General features: G+C 64.2%; 15 protein-coding genes. 6 read left to right on the top strand and 9 right to left on the bottom strand.

Annotation, left to right across the window (positions count from 1 at the left end; genetic code table 11):
* Positions 1 to 33: 33 nt before the first annotated feature.
* The 3 genes from ydiJ (at position 34) to IFT80_RS00420 (ending at position 5,140) form a co-directional block, all read left to right on the top strand.
* Positions 34 to 3,063, top strand: a complete 3,030-nt coding sequence (gene ydiJ, locus IFT80_RS00430; protein WP_192136515.1) for a D-2-hydroxyglutarate dehydrogenase YdiJ — start codon at positions 34 to 36, stop codon at positions 3,061 to 3,063.
* Positions 3,064 to 3,158: 95 nt separating this feature from the next.
* The gene (locus IFT80_RS00425; protein ID WP_122479029.1) at positions 3,159 to 3,974 is read left to right on the top strand and encodes an alpha/beta fold hydrolase; all 816 of its coding nucleotides are present in this window, start codon (positions 3,159 to 3,161) and stop codon (positions 3,972 to 3,974) included.
* Complete coding sequence (locus IFT80_RS00420) at positions 3,971 to 5,140, top strand: PAS domain-containing sensor histidine kinase (RefSeq protein WP_192054023.1); 1,170 nt, start codon at positions 3,971 to 3,973, stop codon at positions 5,138 to 5,140. The genes IFT80_RS00425 and IFT80_RS00420 overlap by 4 nt, the downstream gene beginning before the upstream one ends.
* A 16-nt stretch (positions 5,141 to 5,156) precedes the next feature.
* Here the strand turns inward: IFT80_RS00420 and IFT80_RS00415 are convergent, their stop codons facing one another.
* The 7 genes from IFT80_RS00415 to IFT80_RS00385 all read right to left on the bottom strand — a co-directional run bounded on the left by IFT80_RS00415 (position 5,157) and on the right by IFT80_RS00385 (position 12,916).
* Positions 5,157 to 6,284 carry a catalase family protein gene (locus IFT80_RS00415; RefSeq protein ID WP_192054021.1) on the bottom strand — a complete coding sequence of 376 codons (1,128 nt, stop codon included), beginning with the start codon at positions 6,282 to 6,284 and terminating at the stop codon, positions 5,157 to 5,159.
* A gap of 48 nt (positions 6,285 to 6,332) precedes the next feature.
* Positions 6,333 to 7,430, bottom strand: a complete 1,098-nt coding sequence (locus tag IFT80_RS00410) for an alpha/beta hydrolase (protein ID WP_244652261.1) — start codon at positions 7,428 to 7,430, stop codon at positions 6,333 to 6,335.
* A gap of 264 nt (positions 7,431 to 7,694) precedes the next feature.
* Complete coding sequence (locus IFT80_RS00405) at positions 7,695 to 8,939, bottom strand: saccharopine dehydrogenase family protein (protein WP_192136851.1); 1,245 nt, start codon at positions 8,937 to 8,939, stop codon at positions 7,695 to 7,697.
* Positions 8,940 to 8,966: 27 nt separating this feature from the next.
* Positions 8,967 to 10,064 carry a carboxynorspermidine decarboxylase gene (locus tag IFT80_RS00400; RefSeq protein WP_122479703.1) on the bottom strand — a complete coding sequence of 366 codons (1,098 nt, stop codon included), beginning with the start codon at positions 10,062 to 10,064 and terminating at the stop codon, positions 8,967 to 8,969.
* Positions 10,065 to 10,182: 118 nt separating this feature from the next.
* A complete protein-coding gene (locus IFT80_RS00395) occupies positions 10,183 to 11,055 on the bottom strand; it encodes a rhomboid family intramembrane serine protease (protein ID WP_122479034.1) in 873 nt (290 codons plus the stop codon).
* Positions 11,055 to 12,023, bottom strand: a complete 969-nt coding sequence (locus tag IFT80_RS00390) for a metallophosphoesterase (RefSeq protein ID WP_122479036.1) — start codon at positions 12,021 to 12,023, stop codon at positions 11,055 to 11,057. The genes IFT80_RS00395 and IFT80_RS00390 overlap by 1 nt, the downstream gene beginning before the upstream one ends.
* Positions 12,023 to 12,916, bottom strand: coding sequence for an NAD(+) kinase (locus IFT80_RS00385; RefSeq protein ID WP_122479037.1), 894 nt, complete (start codon positions 12,914 to 12,916; stop codon positions 12,023 to 12,025). Before IFT80_RS00385 ends, IFT80_RS00390 begins: the two co-directional genes overlap by 1 nt.
* Before the next feature lie 167 nt (positions 12,917 to 13,083).
* On the opposite strand from IFT80_RS00385, the gene IFT80_RS00380 reads away from it, so the two are divergent.
* Both IFT80_RS00380 and IFT80_RS00375 read left to right on the top strand, forming a co-directional pair.
* On the top strand, positions 13,084 to 14,031 hold the full coding sequence (locus IFT80_RS00380) for a DUF1853 family protein (RefSeq protein WP_192136514.1): 948 nt from the start codon (positions 13,084 to 13,086) through the stop codon (positions 14,029 to 14,031).
* 71 nt (positions 14,032 to 14,102) lie between these two features.
* Positions 14,103 to 14,651, top strand: a complete 549-nt coding sequence (locus IFT80_RS00375) for a cytochrome b (RefSeq protein ID WP_192136513.1) — start codon at positions 14,103 to 14,105, stop codon at positions 14,649 to 14,651.
* A gap of 4 nt (positions 14,652 to 14,655) precedes the next feature.
* On the opposite strand, the gene IFT80_RS00370 is transcribed toward IFT80_RS00375, so the two are convergent.
* A complete protein-coding gene (locus IFT80_RS00370) occupies positions 14,656 to 15,546 on the bottom strand; it encodes a 1-aminocyclopropane-1-carboxylate deaminase/D-cysteine desulfhydrase (RefSeq protein ID WP_192136512.1) in 891 nt (296 codons plus the stop codon).
* A 62-nt stretch (positions 15,547 to 15,608) separates the two neighbouring features.
* Positions 15,609 to 17,645, bottom strand: coding sequence for an NADPH-dependent 2,4-dienoyl-CoA reductase (locus tag IFT80_RS00365; RefSeq protein ID WP_192136511.1), 2,037 nt, complete (start codon positions 17,643 to 17,645; stop codon positions 15,609 to 15,611).
* A gap of 187 nt (positions 17,646 to 17,832) precedes the next feature.
* Here IFT80_RS00365 and IFT80_RS00360 point away from each other — a divergent pair, with 187 nt between their 5' ends.
* Entirely contained in the window at positions 17,833 to 18,948 is a 1,116-nt protein-coding gene (locus IFT80_RS00360) for a nitrilase-related carbon-nitrogen hydrolase (RefSeq protein ID WP_185794191.1), read from the top strand.
* Positions 18,949 to 18,952: the final 4 nt, after the last annotated feature.

The raw sequence follows: 18,952 nt of genomic DNA, 5'->3' as shown, positions 1-18,952 counted from the left end.
CAGACCCTTCAAACCAGCCGGATACCGCCTGCCATGATCGCCGAACTGTCCCGTCAGAAAGCCCCTCTTGCGCCCTACCAGGCACTGCTGCGCCAGCTCGAAGGTGCGGGCTTCCAGGGCGAGATCGTCGACGACTACGCCACCCGCACGGTCCTGGCCACTGACAACTCGATCTATCAGCGCCTGCCCCAGGCGGCGGTGTTCCCACGGCATGAGGCCGATGTGCAACTGCTCGCGCACCTGGCCAGCCAGCCGGAACATCGCGGCGTTGTGCTGACCCCGCGCGGCGGCGGTACTGGCACCAACGGCCAGTCGCTGACCGATGGCCTGGTGGTGGATCTCTCCCGGCACATGAACCAGGTGCTGGAGATCAACGTCGAGCAGCGCTGGGTGCGAGTGCAGAGCGGCGTGGTCAAGGACCAGCTCAATGCGGCCCTGAAACCCCACGGCCTGTTCTTCGCACCGGAGCTGTCGACCTCGAATCGCGCGACCATTGGCGGCATGATCAACACCGACGCCAGCGGCCAGGGCAGCTGCACCTACGGCAAGACCCGCGACCACGTGCTGGAACTGACCACCCTGTTGCTGGGTGGCGAGCGCCTGCACAGCCATACCCTCGATGCCGCGCAATTGCAGGCCAGCCGGGATGGCGACGGGCGGATCGCCGAAGTCTATCGCTGCGCATCGACCATCGCCGACGAGCAGGCCGAGCTGATCGACGCGGTGTTCCCCAAGCTCAACCGCTGCCTCACCGGCTACGACCTGGCCCACCTGCGCGAAGCCGACGGGCGCTTCAACCTGAACAGCGTGCTGTGCGGTTCGGAAGGCTCGCTGGGCTTCATCGTCGAGGCCAAGTTGAACGTGCTGCCGATCCCCAAGCATTCGATCCTGGTGAACGTGCGCTACGCCGGCTTCATGGACGCGCTGAACGATGCCAACGCATTGATGGCGCACCAGCCGCTGTCGATCGAAACCGTCGACTCCAAAGTCCTCTTGCTGGCGATGAACGACATCGTCTGGCATGGCGTGGCCGAATACTTCCCCACCGACGTGCAGGCGCCGACCCTGGGCATCAACCTGGTGGAATTCAGCGGCGACGACCTGGACGTGGTCGAGCAGCGCGTCGAGCAGTTCATCGCCCACCTGCAGCAGGACACCACGGTACGGCGCCTGGGGCACACCCTGGCGGTCGGCGCCCTGGCGGTGGGTCGCGTGTATGCCATGCGCAAGCGGGCGGTCGGCCTGCTCGGCAATGTCCAGGGCGAGGCCCGGCCGCAGCCGTTCGTCGAGGACACCGCGGTCCCGCCGCACAACCTGGCGGCCTACATCGGCGAATTCCGCGCCCTGCTCGACAGTCACGGCCTGCAATACGGCATGTTCGGCCATGTCGATGCCGGGGTGCTGCACGTGCGGCCGATCCTGGACATGAAGGATCCGCGCCAGGCGGCCCTGATCCGGCCCATTTCCGATCAGGTCGCGGCCCTCACGCAGCGCCACGGCGGCTTGCTCTGGGGCGAGCACGGCAAAGGCCTGCGCTCGCAATACGTGCCCGAGTATTTCGGCGAGCTGTACCCTGCCCTGCAGGTGCTCAAGGCCGCCTTCGACCCGTTCAACCAGCTCAACCCCGGCAAGATCGCCACGCCGGCCAGCGTCGCCAGTGCGCGCCTGACCCAGGTCGACGAGGTGACCCTGCGCGGCGAGCTGGATCGCCGCATCGACGAGCGCGTCTGGCGCAGCTACGACAGTGCGTTGCACTGCAACGGCAACGGTGCCTGCTACAACTTCGACCCGAACGACGCCATGTGCCCGTCATGGAAAGCCACACGCAATCGCATTCATTCGCCCAAGGGACGCGCCTCGCTGATCCGCGAATGGCTGCGCCTGCAGGGCCTGCACGGCGCCAACGTATTGCACACCGCCAGCGGCAGCCTGTTCGAACGTGCCCGCAACAGCCTGGCTCGGCGCATGGGCCGCGAAGACTTTTCCCATGAGGTCTACGACGCCATGGCCGGTTGCCTGGCCTGCAAGTCGTGCGCAGGACAGTGCCCGGTCAAGGTCAACGTGCCGGAATTCCGCTCGCGCTTTCTGCAGCTCTACCATGGCCGCTACCTACGGCCGCTGAAGGACTACCTGATCGGTTCGCTGGAATTCAGCATTCCGTACCTGGCACGCTTTCCAAGGGCCTACAACGCGGTCATGTCGTTCTCGCCGGTGCGTCATGCGCTGCAACACGTGGCCGGCATGGTCGACAGCCCGTTGCTCAGCCTGGTCGATTTCCAGGCGCACTGCCGGGACTGGAACGTACGCCCGGCGAGCGCCGAGCAGCTCGCCCGGCTGACCACCGAGCAGCGTCAGCGCAGCGTGGTCCTGGTGCAGGATGCCTTCACCCGTTACTTCGACACGCCGGTCATGGCCGACTGGCTCGAACTGATCGCGCGGCTGGGTTTCGATATCTACCTGGCGCCCTTCGCAGCCAACGGCAAGCCGCTGCAGGTGCAGGGTTTTCTCGGTGCTTTCGACAAGGCCGCGCGGCACAACGCGCAATCACTGCGCCAATTGCAGGCCAGCGGTGTCGCCCTGGTCGGCCTGGACCCGGCCATGACCCTGGTCTATCGCCAGGAGTACGCCAAGACCCTGGGCCAGGACCATGCGCCTACCGTACTGCTGCCCCAGGAGTGGCTCGCCCAGGTGCTGCCACAGACCGACCGGCCCGGCACCGCTGGGGTCTACCAGCTGTTGCCGCACTGCACCGAAAAGACCAACGAGCCCGGCAGCATCACCCATTGGCAACAGGTGTTCAGCCGTCTGGGCGCGACCCTGCAGGTGCTGGCAAGTGGCTGTTGCGGCATGTCCGGGACCTATGGCCACGAAGCGCGCAATGTCGCCACCTCCAAGGTCATCTACGGGCAGTCCTGGCAGCCGTTGCTGGCCCGTTATCATGACGCTGGAAATCTGCTTGCCGACGGTTACTCCTGCCGCAGCCAGGTCAAGCGCGAAGACGGCCACACGGTCCGTCACCCGCTGCAGGCACTGCTCGAACACGTGAGAAAAAACACCGTTTGAAAACGCTGGCGAGCCTGACGCTGGTGGCTATGCTCCGGTAGACTAGCGGCCCGATTGGCCCCGCATGCTCGCTTGCGCAAACAGGAATTTCACGGATGTCGGTTCAGGCTCGCAACAATGTGGTGATCAAGGGCAAAGGCCCGCTGACACTGGTGTTTGCCCATGGTTTTGGCTGTGACCAGAACATGTGGCGATTGGTCGAGCCGACCTTTGCCGAGCACTACCGGACCGTGTTGTTCGACATGGTCGGCTGCGGCAATTCGGACGTGAGCGCCTACGACATCGACAAGTACTCGACACTGGCGGGCTACGCCGACGACATCGTCGAGATCATCCAGGAGTTCGGCGAGGGCCCGGTGGTGTTCATCGGTCACTCGGTCGGCGCGATGGCCGGCGCCATGGCCGCCAAGCGCAGCCCCGGACTGATCGGCGCCCATGCCATGGTCGGCCCATCGCCCTGCTACATTAACGATGCGGACTACCCCGGCGGCTTCAGCCGCGACGACATCGACGCCCTGCTCGCCACCCTTGAAAGCAACTACCTGGGCTGGTCCAGCGCCATGGCGCCGAGCATCATGGGCAATCCCGAACATCCGGAACTGGGCGTCGAGCTGACCAACAGTTTCTGCCAGACCGACCCGGACATCGCCAAGCGTTTTGCCCGCGTCACCTTCCTCACCGATAGCCGTGCGGACGTGCGCGAGCTGCGCGAGCCGGTGCTGGTGATCCAGTCTTCGGACGACTTCATTGCGCCCAAGGCCGTTGGCCAATACCTGACCGAAGCTATCACCGACTGCCGCATGGTGGTCATCGAGAACGAGGGCCACTGCCCGCACCTGAGCCAGCCCGCAGCCTGCATCGGCGCCATCCAGACGTTCCTGACCCAGACTTGCGGCCGCCTGCCGGCATGACGGCCGAGCCCGCGGGCATCCCGGATGCCGAGGCGCTGTATCAGCAAGCTCCGTGCGCCCTGCTGCTGACCGACAACAAGGGCTTGATTCTCAAGGTCAACCAGACCTTCTGCCACTGGCTGGGCTACACCCGCGAACAACTGGTCGGGGTGCGCAAGCTGCAGGAGCTGCTGACCGTTGGCGGCCGCATCTTCTATCAAACGCACTGGATGCCGTTGCTGGTGATGCAGCGCTCGATTGCCGAGGTCAAGCTGGACTTCCTGACGGCCGACGGCAAGGTCACGCCGATGGTACTCAACGCCAGTCGCCGCGATCACAACGGCGGTGTGTTCGACGAGATATCGGCGTTCATCGTCGCCGACCGAATCCGTTTCGAACAGGAACTGCTGCAGGCCAAGCGTCAGGCCGAAGACGCGCTGCAGCGGCATGTGGTGCTCGAACACGAACTCAATCGGCAACGTGAACTGGCCGTCGACCGCGCCCTGTTCGCCGAGCAGATGATCGGCATCGTCAGCCACGACTTGCGCAACCCGCTGCAAGTGGTATCCATGGCTGCGCAGTATCTGCGTTCGCTGGACATGACCGAGCGCCAGAGCACCATGCTTGGCCATATAAGCGATGCGACTGCTCGGTCGCAGCGCCTGATCAACGATCTTCTCGACTTCACCCAGGCTCGCATCGGCCAGGGCCTGGCCGTCAGCCGTGCGCCGGTGCAGCTGGACCGTGCCATTGCCGCCGCCGTGGATTCACTGCGCCTGCTCTACCCGCAACGGACGATCGTCTTCAGCGCCAGCGACGAAGCGCTGTTCTGCCAGGCCGATGCAGACCGTCTGGCACAGCTGCTGGGCAATCTGGTGTCCAATGCCATGACCTATGGCGATGGCACCACTCCGATCGAGGTGCGAGTCGCGGCAGCCCAGGGCGCGGTCGAAATCACCGTGCACAATCAGGGCAAAGCGATCGACGAAGCGCAGTTGAGCTCGATCTTCTCGCCCATGACGCGGGGCTCCGAAGCGGGTCGCGAAGTCCGTAGCGTGGGCCTTGGCCTGTTCATCGTCAGCGAGATCGCCAAGGCCCACGGCGGCATAGTCGAGGTGGTTTCCAGCGCCGAGGCCGGCACTACCTTCACCACCCGGTTTCCCGCCTACGCGTCAGCCGGCCATTGACCAAAGGCCGAGGGGTTCAGCGCGGCTCGTGAATGGGGCAGCCGTTGTGCTGGGCGCGAAAGCCTGCGGACATTTCATAGGTCGGCTTGCGCACGCGCATGACGCCACCCAGAGGACGGTGCGCGGCCAGCCCGTGCCACGGGCTGAATGACATCTGCTCGTTGATGGTCTGAATAGCCTCTTCGCTCCAGGCCGCCTGCGCCGGCACCTCGATACGCGCCACGGTGACGTAGGGGCTCAGCTCTTCGGACCAGACTTTCGAAGCGTCCTCGATCGGCATTTCGTCGAGATCGGTGGCCAGTTGGATACGCACTTCCCACGTACCCCCATGGCTTGCAAAATAATGGCTGACCGCTTCACGCAGGCCGTCCGGTTTATCGTCCAGGTCGACGGCTTGATCCGTCAACTCGGTCAGCGACGGTGCCACCGGCACTACCGCCAGCTTGGCGTAATGCTCGCCATATAGGAACGGCACCACACTGTAGAAGGTTTCACCGAGCACATGGGTCAGCGGATGCCCACCCATGCTCTTCAGCGTGCCGCTCTCGCCGCCCATGGTTTCGATCACCGACTCCACACCGCGCAGAAGCGCCGAAAAGGCTTTCTTCAGGCCCGGCCCTTTGTCGGTGGTCTTGGCCAGCAGCTTGAGATTCTTCAGGAAAGCCTTGGGCGTGGCTGCCGTGAACGCCTTGGCGTTCTGCATGACGAAATCCTGGGTGACGTCCCCCTCGCTGCCCGGCAAACGAGCACCCTGTACCCCGACGATCTTCAAGCCAAGGCCCCGTGGGGTCGAAACCTTGTCGTCCAGCAGATCACCGGGATTGGTGGAAAAACGCATTACCACAGGCAACCTTCCAGGGGTGGCAAAAGCCCCCTGCGCCAACGGCGCAGGAAGGCCATCGAGTACCGTGATGTGCCCGCGTACCAACCCATGAGCCTTGGCATGCACGCCACGCAACGCGTGGCCGCCATCTTCGAACGTGGTGTCCAGAATGCTGCGCATCACTTCCGTCAGTTCTCGGCTGGTATCTTCCTCGTCGTCGGGCACCTGCTCGAATGAGGGCTGAAATACCAGCGGAGTGACGGTCAGTCGATTGTCGGGCAATTGACTGTCTGGATATTGAGTGTCTGAAGAATGGCTCATGTGCACACCTCGGCTCGGTTCAGGTCTTTATCACGGTGGATGTTCTTGTTATTTGGCCAGGTCGGATTTCAGACGCTCACCGGCATAGGCCTGCGCTTCTTCGGCTTTTTTCACCACGGCTGCGGTGCCGAAGAATTCGTGGGTCACGCCTGGATAGACCTTGCGCTCGACGCTGACACCTGCAGTACGCAGCGCCTGTTCCAGCTGGGCACCATCGTCACGCAGTGGGTCGATTTCGGCGTTGATCACGGTCACCGGTGGCAGGCCCTTGAGGTCGGCATGCACCAGGTCGATACGTGGATCCTTCACGTCGGCCGGACCCTTGGTCACGTTGTCGATGAACCACAGCATCATCGGGCGGTTGAGCGGCATGGCGTCGGCGTATTTGCGATAGGACTCGGTTTCGGTGTTGGACTGAGCGACCGGATAGACCGACAGCACGTGCTTGGGCGCGGTCAACCCGGCCTTGTGTGCGGCCACAGCGGTTGCCACGGCGAGGTTGCCGCCAGCGCTTTCACCGGCCAGCGCCAGGCGCTTCGCGTCACCGTTGACGGAGGCGGCGTTCTTGCTCAACCAGCGATAGGCAGCCAGTGCATCTTCATGAGCTGCAGGAAACTTGTTTTCGGGCGCGCGGCGGTAGTCCACGGAGACGACCACAGCATTGGCTTGCTTGGAGATCCCACGAGCGCCGCCGTCATACACCTTGCGATCGGCAAATACCCAACCACCGCCGTGGAAATACAGGACCACCGGGAACGGGCCGGTGCCTTCAGGCGTATAGACGGTTGCTGGCAACGAGCCTGCGGCGCCGGGCACGGTGATGTCGCGGGTGGTAACGCCGGGGACCAGTGCAGTCGGAGTGCTGTCGCGTTTCTCATCGGCGAGCACGCCTTTCACGGCGTCGGCGATGGTAGGTTGCTGCCGTGCCTCGACTGCCGTGATCTTCTCCACGGCCTTGGCATCGAAGCTGGCGAATTTGTTCAGAACGGTCTGCATGTCCGAATCGGTACGGAACATGCTCTTGGTGCCGCTCACGGCGAGTTCGGAAACCGAGCGTTTTTCTGGATCGCGAGCGCAACCGCTCAACGCCATTGCCACGCCGGCGGCGCACAGCGCCACCATCCATTTACGGTCAGTCTTGATCATTGTCATTGCCTCGCACGAGAGTGGGAACGTTACGAAATATCAGGCCGCTGATAGCAACGTGATGTTCCAAAATTCCCGACTCGCGCCAGACGAACGGTTAATCCACTAAATACCGCGACCCCAGTTGCTACTCTCGGGAATCACTCTGCACACCGTCCCGTAGGAGCGGCCAGTGGCCGCGAACCAGACACCGCGGTCCACCAGACAATCCGCGAGGCCCTTTTCGCGGCCACAGACCGCTCCTACAACAGCATTTACAGCGGATTACGCACTGGCATCCCAGGCACGGTCACCGGAGGCGTCCTTGATACGCGTCGGCAGGCCCATGGCGTCGAGCGCCCTGAGGAACGGCTCGGCCGGCAGCTCTTCGACGTTGGCCATGCGCTGCACGTCCCATTCGCCGCGGGCAACCAGCAGGGCCGCAGCCACGGGCGGTACGCCCGCGGTGTAGGAAATACCCTGGCTGTCGGTTTCGGCGTAGGCGTCTTCGTGATCCGCCACGTTGTAGATGAACATTTCGTGCGGCTGGCCGTTGCGAGTGCCCTTGACCAGATCGCCAATGCAGGTCTTGCCCGTATAGCCCGGTGCCAGCGACGACGGATCCGGCAGGACTGCCTTGACCACCTTGAGCGGTACCACCTGCAGGCCTTCGGCAGTCGTCACCGGCTGCTCGGACAGCAGGCCGAGATTCTTCAGCACCGTGAACACATTGATGTAATGCTCACCGAAGCTCATCCAGAAGCGCACGTTGGGCACATCGAGATTCTTCGACAGCGAGTGCACTTCGTCATGCCCGGTCAGGTACAGGTTCTGCGAACCCACCACCGGCAGGTCATCGGTGCGCTTGACTTCGAACATGGTGTTGCTGGTCCACTGGCTGTTCTGCCAGCTCCAGACCTGCCCGGTGAACTCGCGGAAATTGATTTCCGGATCGAAATTGGTGGCGAAATACTTGCCGTGGGAGCCGGCATTGACATCGAGGATGTCGATCGAATCGATACGATCGAAATGCTGTTGCTGCGCCAGCGCGGCATAGGCATTGACCACGCCCGGATCGAAGCCCACACCCAGAATGGCCGTCACGTTTTTCTGCTGGCACTCTTCCAGGTGTTTCCACTCGTAGTTGCCATACCAGGGCGGCGTTTCGCAGACCTTGCCCGGCTCTTCGTGGATGGCGGTGTCCAGGTAGGCCACGCCGGTGTCGATGCAGGCACGCAGTACCGACATGTTCAGAAAAGCGGAGCCGACGTTGATGACGATCTGCGATTCGGTTTCCACGATGAGCGCCTTGGTCGCCTCGACATCCAGCGCATCGAGCGCGAAAGCCTTGATGTCGGCGGGCTGCTTGAGGCTGCCCTTGGTCTTGACGCTGTCGATGATGGCCTGGCATTTGGAGATGTTGCGCGACGCGATGGCAATACGACCAAGTTCATCGTTGTGCTGCGCGCACTTGTGGGCCACCACCTTGGCAACACCTCCTGCACCAATGATAAGAACGTTCTTCTTCAATTTATTCACTTCTCCTCGGCTGTCCGCTTACGAAAGGCTGGACAGGTAGTCTTCGAAACCAAACTCACGAACCACCTCGACTGTACCGTCGAGTTGTTTCACTACGATGGACGGCATCTTCAAGCCGTTGAACCAGTTCTTCTTGACCATGGTGTAGCCCGCCGCGTCGACGAACGACAGGCGATCACCGATGGCCAGAGGGCGCTCGAACGGGTATTCGCCGAAAATATCCCCGGCCAGGCAGGATTTTCCGCACACCATGTAGGTGTGTTCGCCGCTGCTGGGCGCAAGCTTCGCATTGAGCCGATAGATCAGCAGGTCGAGCATGTGCGCTTCGATCGAGCTGTCGACCACGGCCAGGTGCTTGCCGTTGTAGAGGGTGTCGAGCACGGTGACCTCCAGCGAGGCGCTGTTGGTGATCGCCGCCTCGCCAGGCTCCAGGTACACCTGCACGCCGTACTTCTGCGAAAAGGCCTTGAGCCGGGCGCAGAACTCGTCCAGAGCATAGCCTTCGCCGGTGAAATGAATGCCGCCACCGAGGCTGACCCATTCGACCTTGTGCAGCAGGTGACCGAAGCGCTCTTCGATGGTCCCCAGCATCTGGTCGAACAGGGCGAAATCACCGTTCTCGCAGTTGTTGTGGAACATGAAGCCGGAGATCTGCTCGATCACCGTCTCGACCTTGGCTGGGTCCCATTCGCCCAGACGGCTGAACGGACGCGCCGGGTCGGCCAACAGGTAGTCGGAGCTGCTCACCTGCGGGTTGACCCGCAGACCGCGGGTCTTGCCTTGGGACGCCTGGGCGAAACGCTGCAGTTGGCCGATCGAGTTAAAGATGATCTTGTCGCAGTTGGCGAGCATCTCCTCGATCTCGTCGTCGGCCCAGGCCACGCTGTAGGCGTGGGTTTCGCCGGCGAACTTCTGCCGACCCAGCTTGAGCTCGTACAGCGACGACGACGTGGTGCCGTCCATGTACTGCTCCATCAGGTCGAACACCGACCAGGTGGCGAAGCACTTGAGCGCCAGCAACGCCTTGGCCCCGGAGTGTTCACGCACGTAGGCGATCTTCTCCAGGTTGCCCAAGAGCTTCTGTTTGTCGATGAGGTAATACGGCGTATTGATCATTTCGAGGCCCCAGGCATGGCCAGCCAAAAAAAGGACCCGCATTGTGCCCGCAGTTACCCCAGACCGAAAGAGCAGCCGACCAATTTCCAACCACCCCCACCGCCGAGGCGGCTTGCGTTCAGCGAATCTTGCGGCGGGCCAGAAAGCCGCCGACCAGGCCGGTCGCGCAGCCGATCAGCAGGCCACCGACGTGCGCGCCATTGGCGATTTCGCCGAAGCCCAGCACGCTGACCAGCCCGCTCATGCACAGCGCCAGCCACACCAGCATCATCACCAGCACGCCGCGCGGCAGGCGGTAGATCGGGTTGGGCGCCAGCCACTGGTACAGCCAGCAGTGCCCCAGCAAGCCATACAGCACGCCCGACAAACCGCCGAACAGACTGGGCCCGCTGACCAGGTACTGGACCACGTTGGAGACCAGGCTGAACGACAGGGTCAGACCGATCAGGTTGATGCGCCCCTGCAGCGCCTCGATGCGTCGCCCAAGCTCCCAGTACCACAAGGCGTTCATCGCCAGATGCAACAAGCCGAAATGAATCAGCATGGGGCTGAACAGCCGCCACCATTGGCCGCTGGCCAAGGTATCGGCCAAGGGCGTGAAATAGATGTATTCACCGTTGACCTGAAAATCGAGAAAGGTCAGCCAGCGCAGGTTGCCCAGGTTCTCGCCCAGAAGTGTCAACCCCGCCACCACCAGACAGGCCAGCAGCACCAGGGCGGTGGCGGGGCTGGACTTGAGCTGCTGGGCAAACCCCGGACCGCGCACCGGCGCATGCCGCGCCATCAATTCAGGATCGACCTCGGCATTGCCCTCGGGGTAGCGCTGGTACAGCTCGCGAACATCCTGGGCCAGACGCTCGTCGGGTACCCACAACACTTGACTGCCCTGCTCCTCGCTGACGCGATGGGGCACCTTCAGACGCCTCAACAGGCCCACGAAGCCACTCAGATCGGTGTTCAGCGGCAGACGCATTACAGCAATTGCACTCATCAAAACGCCTCCGGGCGCTCGACCTCGACCCACGCGAACTTGCGCGGATCGATGCGGGTTTCCTGATCCAGGCGGTACGCCACCAGTTTGCCGTACAACACTGCGCTGTAGTCCAGGCAGGCCAGGTTCGGGCGTATCGCCGCCGGTCGCCCGCTGCGCCAGTAGTGACCGACGAACAGCAATGGCTCGTCGACCCCATAACGCAGCAGAGCGCTTTTCTGTTCAGGACTCAACGGCGCGCAGGCTACATCGTCAGGCAGTGCATCGGGCTGGAATACCACGTCGCCGTAGGTTTGCGGGTCGTCTTCCCAGAACTTGGTGCGAAAGAACGCACGGCTCAGGCCATCGGCGCCCGTCAGCGTCAGGCCGTCGGGCAGGCGCATGTCGGTGCCGCGCAACAGACGATCGAAGACCTGGCAGGCAAAGCTGCCCTTGACCGCCGACGCCTGGAGAAAATGGGCGTCGATGCAGCCATCCGGGTGCTGGCGGCGCAAAGGTTCGATCAGGCCGGCATCCCAGCACGCGTGCACCAAGCGAAAGCGCTCGGCATCGAGGAACAGCGGCAACTCGTAGAACCAGCCGAGGAAATCGTGCCAGTCGCCGGGGTGGTGGGCGAACTGGTCCAGCGTCGCCTGCAGCAGACGCTCGTGCCGCGGCACGTGCTCGCGCACGTACTGCTTGCCGCTGCCGGGCAATGCCGGGGTGCTCCAGCCCAACGCATTGAACTCGTGATTGCCCATGATGCAGCGCGCCTGATCGGCCTCGACCATGTCGTGGACAATGTGCAGCGACTCGCGGATACGCGGCCCGCGGTCGATGATGTCGCCCAGGAACAGCGCCTGGCGCGAGGCATGCCGCCACACGCCACCGTGTTTCTGATAGCCCAGCCGGTCGAGCAGATGTTCGAGGGTATGCGCGCATCCGTGCACATCGCCGATCAGGTCATAACTTCGCGCCGGGTCAAGCATCAATCGCCTCCGGTATTGCCGAGCCGGCTGCCCCAGCCGAGTTTGGTCCGGCACACTTCGTAGTAGTTGTGGTCCAGAGGGTGGATCAGGCGCAGTTTCTGCGATTTCTTGCGCACCGTGACAGTGTCGCCCGGAGCGCAAGTGAAATGGTTCTGGCCATCGCACGAAACCTGCGGGTAGATCTGCATGTTCTTTGAGACAACGATTTTCATCTCGCTGTTGCCGTCGACGACGATCGGCCGACCCGAGAGGGTGTGCGGGTACATGGGTACGATCACGATGGCATCGAGCTTGGGATGCATGATCGGCCCACCCGCCGACAGCGCGTAGGCGGTGGAGCCGGTCGGCGTGGCCAGGATCAGGCCGTCGGCCTTCTGGCTGCAGACGAACTGGCCGTCGATGTAGATCTCGAACTCGATCATGCGGGTCGACTTGCCGGGGTGCAGCACCACATCGTTGAGCGCGTCGCCCTGGCCAATGGCCTCGCCATGGCGGCGAACCTCGGCCTCGAGCAGAAAACGGTTTTCGACCAGGTAGTGACCATCGAGCACCTCGGCCACCTTGACCTCGAGCTCGTCGGGGCGGATGTCGGTAAGAAACCCCAGGCTGCCGCGGTTGATCCCCAGCACCGGCGTGTTGTGTCGCGCCAGTGCCCGCGCTGCGCCCAGCAGGCTGCCGTCGCCGCCGACCACGATGACCAGGTCGCAGACCTCGCCCAGCATCTTGCGCGATGACGTCTGCAGGTTGTGCCCCGGCAGCACTTCGGCGATCGTGTCCTCGAGAATGACATGCATGTGCCTGTCCAGCAGGAAGCGCTTGAGGCGGCGAATGGTATCGAGCACCTGCGAGCTGCCGAGGCGGCCAATGATACCGATGTTGCGAAATTGCTCCATGAGGCTCCTGCTCGGGTCTGGTCTGGCTATCGGGATGCGCCAGGCACATTCCACAACGCTGTCGCGCAACCGCCGGTTGCGGACACAAATACGGATCTGGATTATGGAGTAAAGCCGTTGCCGCACAAAACCCTTTCCACCACCGCGCCATTGACCGGGACCGTCCCATGAATCCATTCGCTGCCCTTGCCGACTTTCCGCGCCGCCTGCGCCAGCCCCAGGTGCGCGACCTGGCGTGGGTCATCCTCGCCCCACCCCTGCTGCACACGGCGCCCTGGCAGCAACGTCATCCACTGGCAGGCAGCACCTGGGCCGAACAGCCCGAGCACCTGCAGGCGTGGCTGAACGGTCTGGACGACGCCAGCCAACCGCTGCTCGACTGGCTGGCGCAGGCCCCTACCCGGCGCCTGGGCCTCTACTACGAGCGCCTCTGGCAGTTCGCCCTGCAGCAGGCTCCCGGTATCGAGCCGCTGGCGGCCAACCTGCCGATCCGCCGTGACAAGCACACCCTGGGCGAACTCGACATGGTGATCCGCGACCGTGATGGGGTGCATCACCTGGAACTGGCGATCAAGCTTTACCTGGGCCCGGTCGCCGCCGACGGTCGCGATGTTTTCCAGTGGCTGGGCCCCAACAGCCAGGATCGGCTGGGTCGCAAGCTGACCCACCTGACAGAGCACCAATTACCCATCTCCACCTCCAGCGAGGGTCGCGAGGCCATGCTGGCCCTGGGCATCGAGCAGTTCGACGCGCACCTGTGGCTCGGCGGCTATCTGTTCTATCCCTGGCCCGGTCAGGCCCAGGCACCCGAGCACGCCCATCCTGATCATCTGCGCGGCAGCTGGGTGCATCAGCGCGACTGGCCCATTTTCGTCGAGCAACGCCCGGAGGGTCGCTGGCAGCCGTTGCCGCGCGATGCCTGGCTGGCGCCGGCACGGCTCGCCGCCGCCGACGCCTGGGCACCCGACCAGCTCAAGGCCTGGATGCAGCAACTGGACCCGCTCGCCGCGGCGCAGATGCTCGTGCGCCTGACCCGCGACGACCACGGCGACTGGCAGGAAGCCGAACGGGTTTTCCTGGTCGCCGATGCCTGGCCGGCCCTGTCGGGCGTGTGAATCGCAGGGGCGGCTAAAGATGTCCACGGCCGGCCCGATACCCTGTGCATGACCGCCCGAGTAGTCACCCGATGAACTGGAGAAACACCCACGCCCGCTATGGCAGCCTGTCCATCGCCCTGCACTGGTCGATGCTTGTCCTGTTGGCCGCCACCTATGCCTGCATCGAGCTGCGTGGCCAGTTCGTCAGAGGCAGTGGCGCACGCGCGCTGATCGTGCAGTTCCACTTCATGCTGGGCCTGAGCGTGGGGCTGCTGGTTTGGCTGCGTCTGCTGGTGCGCAGCCTGGGGGTCACGCCGCGCATCGTTCCGCCGCTACCGGTATGGCAGACGCGTCTGGCGAGCCTGATGCACGCCGCACTCTACGCACTGATGATCGGCCTGCCGCTGCTGGGTTGGCTGATCCTCAGCGCACAGAACAGGTCCGTATCGTTCTGGGGCATCGAACTGCCCCACCTGATCGCCGAGGACCGCGACCTCGGCGGACGCTTGCAGGAATGGCACATGAGCATTGCCGGCTGGGGCTATTGGTTGATCGGCCTGCACGGCGTGCTGGGCCTGGCCCACCATTACCTGCGCCGAGACAACACCCTGCGACGCATGCTGCCGCATCGCGACTGACCGTTCAGGCGGCGGCGCGCCATCCCTGAAGGCCGCCGGTGTGCACGAACACCAGACGACAACCCGGCCGCAGCGAGCCTGCCGCACAGGCATCGCGCAAGGCCCACAACGCCTTGGCCGTGTACACCGGTTCCAATGGAATGCCCGACTCGGCTTCACAGGCGTGCATGAACGCGAGCAGTTCGCTGTCCATCCTGGCAAAGCCGCCACGACTGCCGTCGATCAAGCTATGACCCTGGTCGCCACACAGTGCATTGACCTGCTCGTTCACGCCATGCTTCGGCCCTACCGCCACCGCCCCGTACACCCAGCGGCGGCCGGCTTCGGCGAGGACCAGGCCAGCCAATGTCGTACCGGTACCCACGGCCAGCCACCATCCATCGAAATCGTCCCACCCCATGTCTGCGAGCTGCGCCTGCACCTGCAAGGGCAGGACGGCGCAGCCCTTGGCGCCCAGCAGCCCACCGCCGCCCTCGGGTACCGGCCGCAGATCGGGGTAGCGTGCCTGCCAGGGGGCCCAGAAGTCGTCCCGGTGGCGCTGACGATAGCCCTCGTAACCCAGCCAGTGCAGCTCCATGCCCCATTGCTGCAAGTCGCTCACGGTCGGCGTGGCCTGAACATGGCCGCGCAGCAGCCCGACCGTGCGCAGGCCCAGGCGCTTGCCGGCGGCAGCCAGGGCATGCAGGTGATTGGAATGGGCCCCGCCCAGGCTGATGATGCCGCTGCAGCCACTGGCCTGGGCGGCCAGCAGGTGATGCTGCAACTTGAATGCCTTGTTGCCGCTGATGAGCGGGTCGACGAGGTCCAGGCGCAGCACGGCAGCCTCTATGCCGGCCGCGCCGAGCCAGGAAAGTCGCAAGGGTTGCAGCGGTGCACGCGGTAGATCGAGAAGCATGGATGCCTGGCCAGCCAAAGGAAACGAAGAGGGCCGCGTCGGGTCCGGCGCGGCAGCCGATTCTACAGCACCGCCGCCAGGCGCGAGCCTTGATCGATGGCCCGTTTGGCGTCGAGTTCGGCGGCCACGTCGGCGCCGCCGATAAGGTGCACGCGCTGCCCGGCTTCGCGCAGCCCCTGCTCCAGCTCGCGCAACGGATCCTGCCCTGCGCAGATCACTACGTTGTCCACTGGCAGCACCCGTGGCTCGCCCCCGGCGACCCGAACGTGCAGGCCGTCGTCGTCGATCTTCAGGTACTCGACGCTGTTGACCATGCGCACGCCCTTGTTCTTCAGACCGGCGCGATGGATCCAGCCAGTGGTCTTGCCCAGGCCGTCGCCCACCTTGCCGGCCTTGCGCTGCAGCAGATACACCTCGCGCGCCGGTGCATGGGTCTGCGCCGCAACCCCGGCCACGCCACCGCGGGCCTGCAGCGTCAGGTCGATACCCCATTCCTGCCAGAAGGCCTCGCGATCGAGGCTGGTGAACGGCCCCTGATGTACCAGGAACTCGCTGACGTCGAAGCCGATGCCACCGGCGCCGATCACCGCCACACGCGGGCCCACGGGCCGCCTTTCGAGCAGCACGTCGAGGTAGCCGAGCACCATGGGGTGGTCGATGCCCGGGATGTCGGGCAGCCGCGGGGCAATCCCGGTGGCCAGCACGATCTCGTCGAAGCCCCCCTTGACCAGCGCAGCGACATCGACCCGCGCACCCAGGCGCACGTCGACGCCGAGGCGGGTCAGCCGACGATCGAAATACCGCAGGGTTTCGTTGAATTCTTCCTTGCCGGGAATGCGCTTGGCCACGTTGAACTGACCGCCGATTTCATCACGGGAATCGAACAGGGTCACCGCATGTCCGCGCTCGGCCGCCACGGTCGCTGCGGCCAGCCCTGCCGGCCCGGCGCCGACCACGGCGATCCGGCGCACCCGAGTCACGGGCAGGTAATTGAGTTCGGTCTCATGGCAGGCGCGTGGGTTGACCAGGCAACTGGTCAACTTGCCGGCGAAGGTGTGGTCCAGGCAGGCCTGATTGCAGGCAATGCAGGTGTTGATCTCGTCGCCGCGGCTGGCCGCAGCCTTGTTGATGAATTCGGGGTCGGCCAGAAACGGCCGGGCCATCGAAACCATATCCGCGTCGCCCTCGGCGAGAATGCGCTCGGCCACCTCCGGGGTGTTGATGCGATTGGTGGTGATCAGCGGCAGTCGCACCGCCGTGCGCAGCTTGGCGGTGACCTTGCTGAACGCCGCACGTGGCACCTTGGTGGCGATGGTCGGAATGCGCGCTTCGTGCCAGCCGATGCCCGTGTTGATCAGGGTGGCCCCGGCAGCCTCGACGGCCTGCGCCAGTTCGACCACTTCCTCCCAGATGCTGCCGCCTTCGATCAGGTCGAGCATCGACAGGCGAAAGATGATGATGAACTCGCGCCCGACCGCCTGCCGCACCTGCCCGACGATCTCCACCGCCAGGCGCATGCGATTGGCATAGCTGCCGCCCCAGCGATCGCTGCGCTGGTTGCTGTGAGCCGCCAGGAACTGGTTGATGAAGTAGCCTTCCGACCCCATGATTTCAACGCCGTCGTAGCCGGCCGACTGGGCCAGCCGGGCACAGCCGACGAAATCGGCGATCTGTTTCCGAATGCCCTGCTCGTCCAGTTCCAGCGGCTTGAACGGATTGATCGGCGCCTGGATGGCGCTGGGTGCCACCAGCTTGGGACTGTAGGCATAGCGCCCGGCATGCAGTATCTGCAGGCAGATCTTGCCGCCCGCCGCGTGCACGGCCTGGGTGACGATTTCATGCCGCTGGGCTTCCTCGGGCGTGCTCAGCTTCGCCGCCCCGGCATACACCCCGCCCTCTTCGTTCGGGGCGATGCCGCCGGTGACGATGAGGCCGACCCCACCCCGCGCACGCTCGGCGAAATACGCCGCCATGCGCTCGAAGCCACCGGGCTTTTCCTCGAGGCCCGTGTGCATGGAGCCCATCAAGCTTCGGTTGCGCAGGGTGGTGAAGCCCAGGTCCAGCGGTGCCAGCAGATGAGGATAGGAAGCAGCGGCCATGGGAACTCCACAGGCGGATCACGGAAAAGTGCCAAGCCTCTTGCGGCGGGCTCGGTCACAGGTAGGGTCAAACAGTAGACACCCGAGCCGCACGCCTCAATGACCTGAAATGACAAGTCATTGATCATGCTGCACGCGACGTCTACCCTAGTGCGGATTCACGAACAGGAGCTGGTTGTTGTCCCTCATGCGCAAAATCCTGATGTCCGTGGTTGCCCTGCTTTGCCTGGCGGCGTTGAGTACCTACGCGCTGTGGACGACCCAGCGCCCCGCCGGGCACTACCTGTCCGACCTGCGCATCGAGCTCGATGGTGTCGACGGCGCGCCATCCGAGCGCGGCAATCTGCTGGGGATCCAGCCCGAGCTGTTCCCGGCGGATTACCAGAGCGTCGAGCGCCTGCGCCTGAAACTGGCCGGATACCTGCAGCATGCCCAGGATGCAGGCCTTGTCGGCAGCAAGACCATCGTGGTCTTGCCCGAGCACATCGGTACCTGGTTATGGGCGGTGGGCGAGAAGAACGAGTTCTACCAGGTGGTGCAGCGTCGCGATGCCGAACAGTGGCTGGCCGCCAGCAATCCATTGCGCCTGCTCGGCGGCTGGGCCATGGCCGAGGGCGAAGACCGCTTCGCCGACGCCTACCTGCGCATGAAGGCCGCGAGCATGGCCGAGCAGTACCAGCAGCTGTTTGGCGGCCTGGCCAGGCAATTCAGGGTGACCCTGGTGGCAGGCTCGATCATCCTGCCCAAGCCTTCTGTCGTGGAGGGTCGCCTGCGAACCGGGAACGGCGCCTTGTACAACGCCAGTGTCGTGTTCGCGCCCGATGGCTCCGTGCTGGGCCAGCCACAGCTCCAGCATTTCACCAGCCATCCCACTCGCCGCTACGTGCAACCCTTGGGTGACGCACCGTTCAACGTGTTCGACACCCCGGCGGGCAAACTGGCCGTCCTGATCGGCACCGACAGCTGGCATCCGGCGAGTCACGCCCAGTTGCGCCAGCAAGACGTGCAGCTGCTCGCGGTGCCCGCCTCGGTACTCGGGCGTGGGCGCTGGTCCGAGCCCTGGCGCGGCTTTCGCATCGACGCAACGCCGAGCGATGCCGCCCTGCTGCCCGGCGAGGTCAGCGAGGCCCAGGCCTGGCAACGGCTGGTCGCAGAAAGCGCGCCACTGGCAAGCATGACCGTGTTCATGGGCGGGCACTTCTGGAATCAGTTCTACGAAGGGCACAGCTTCGCCCGCCAACGCGAGCGTTTCGGCCAGGTCGGCGACGGGCGTGGCGCGCGCCTGATCAATCTGTGGCTGTAGGCGC

The sequence above is a fragment of the Pseudomonas sp. CFBP 8771 genome (assembly GCF_014841695.1).
Lineage (GTDB): Bacteria > Pseudomonadota > Gammaproteobacteria > Pseudomonadales > Pseudomonadaceae > Aquipseudomonas > Aquipseudomonas baltica.
This window is presented reverse-complemented; position numbering and strand designations above follow the sequence as displayed.

Excerpts from the sequence above, each read along its gene's own strand:
- ydiJ (WP_192136515.1), top strand. The coding sequence starts at position 34 with ATGATCGCCGAACTGTCCCGTCAGAAAGCCCCTCTTGCGCCCTACCAG.
- IFT80_RS00425 (WP_122479029.1), top strand. The coding sequence starts at position 3,159 with ATGTCGGTTCAGGCTCGCAACAATGTGGTGATCAAGGGCAAAGGCCCG.
- IFT80_RS00420 (WP_192054023.1), top strand. The coding sequence starts at position 3,971 with ATGACGGCCGAGCCCGCGGGCATCCCGGATGCCGAGGCGCTGTATCAG.
- IFT80_RS00415 (WP_192054021.1), bottom strand. The coding sequence starts at position 6,284 with ATGAGCCATTCTTCAGACACTCAATATCCAGACAGTCAATTGCCCGAC.
- IFT80_RS00410 (WP_244652261.1), bottom strand. The coding sequence starts at position 7,430 with ATGATCAAGACTGACCGTAAATGGATGGTGGCGCTGTGCGCCGCCGGC.
- IFT80_RS00400 (WP_122479703.1), bottom strand. The coding sequence starts at position 10,064 with ATGATCAATACGCCGTATTACCTCATCGACAAACAGAAGCTCTTGGGC.
- IFT80_RS00395 (WP_122479034.1), bottom strand. The coding sequence starts at position 11,055 with ATGAGTGCAATTGCTGTAATGCGTCTGCCGCTGAACACCGATCTGAGT.
- IFT80_RS00390 (WP_122479036.1), bottom strand. The coding sequence starts at position 12,023 with ATGCTTGACCCGGCGCGAAGTTATGACCTGATCGGCGATGTGCACGGA.
- IFT80_RS00385 (WP_122479037.1), bottom strand. The coding sequence starts at position 12,916 with ATGGAGCAATTTCGCAACATCGGTATCATTGGCCGCCTCGGCAGCTCG.
- IFT80_RS00380 (WP_192136514.1), top strand. The coding sequence starts at position 13,084 with ATGAATCCATTCGCTGCCCTTGCCGACTTTCCGCGCCGCCTGCGCCAG.
- IFT80_RS00375 (WP_192136513.1), top strand. The coding sequence starts at position 14,103 with ATGAACTGGAGAAACACCCACGCCCGCTATGGCAGCCTGTCCATCGCC.
- IFT80_RS00370 (WP_192136512.1), bottom strand. The coding sequence starts at position 15,546 with ATGCTTCTCGATCTACCGCGTGCACCGCTGCAACCCTTGCGACTTTCC.
- IFT80_RS00365 (WP_192136511.1), bottom strand. The coding sequence starts at position 17,645 with ATGGCCGCTGCTTCCTATCCTCATCTGCTGGCACCGCTGGACCTGGGC.
- IFT80_RS00360 (WP_185794191.1), top strand. The coding sequence starts at position 17,833 with ATGCGCAAAATCCTGATGTCCGTGGTTGCCCTGCTTTGCCTGGCGGCG.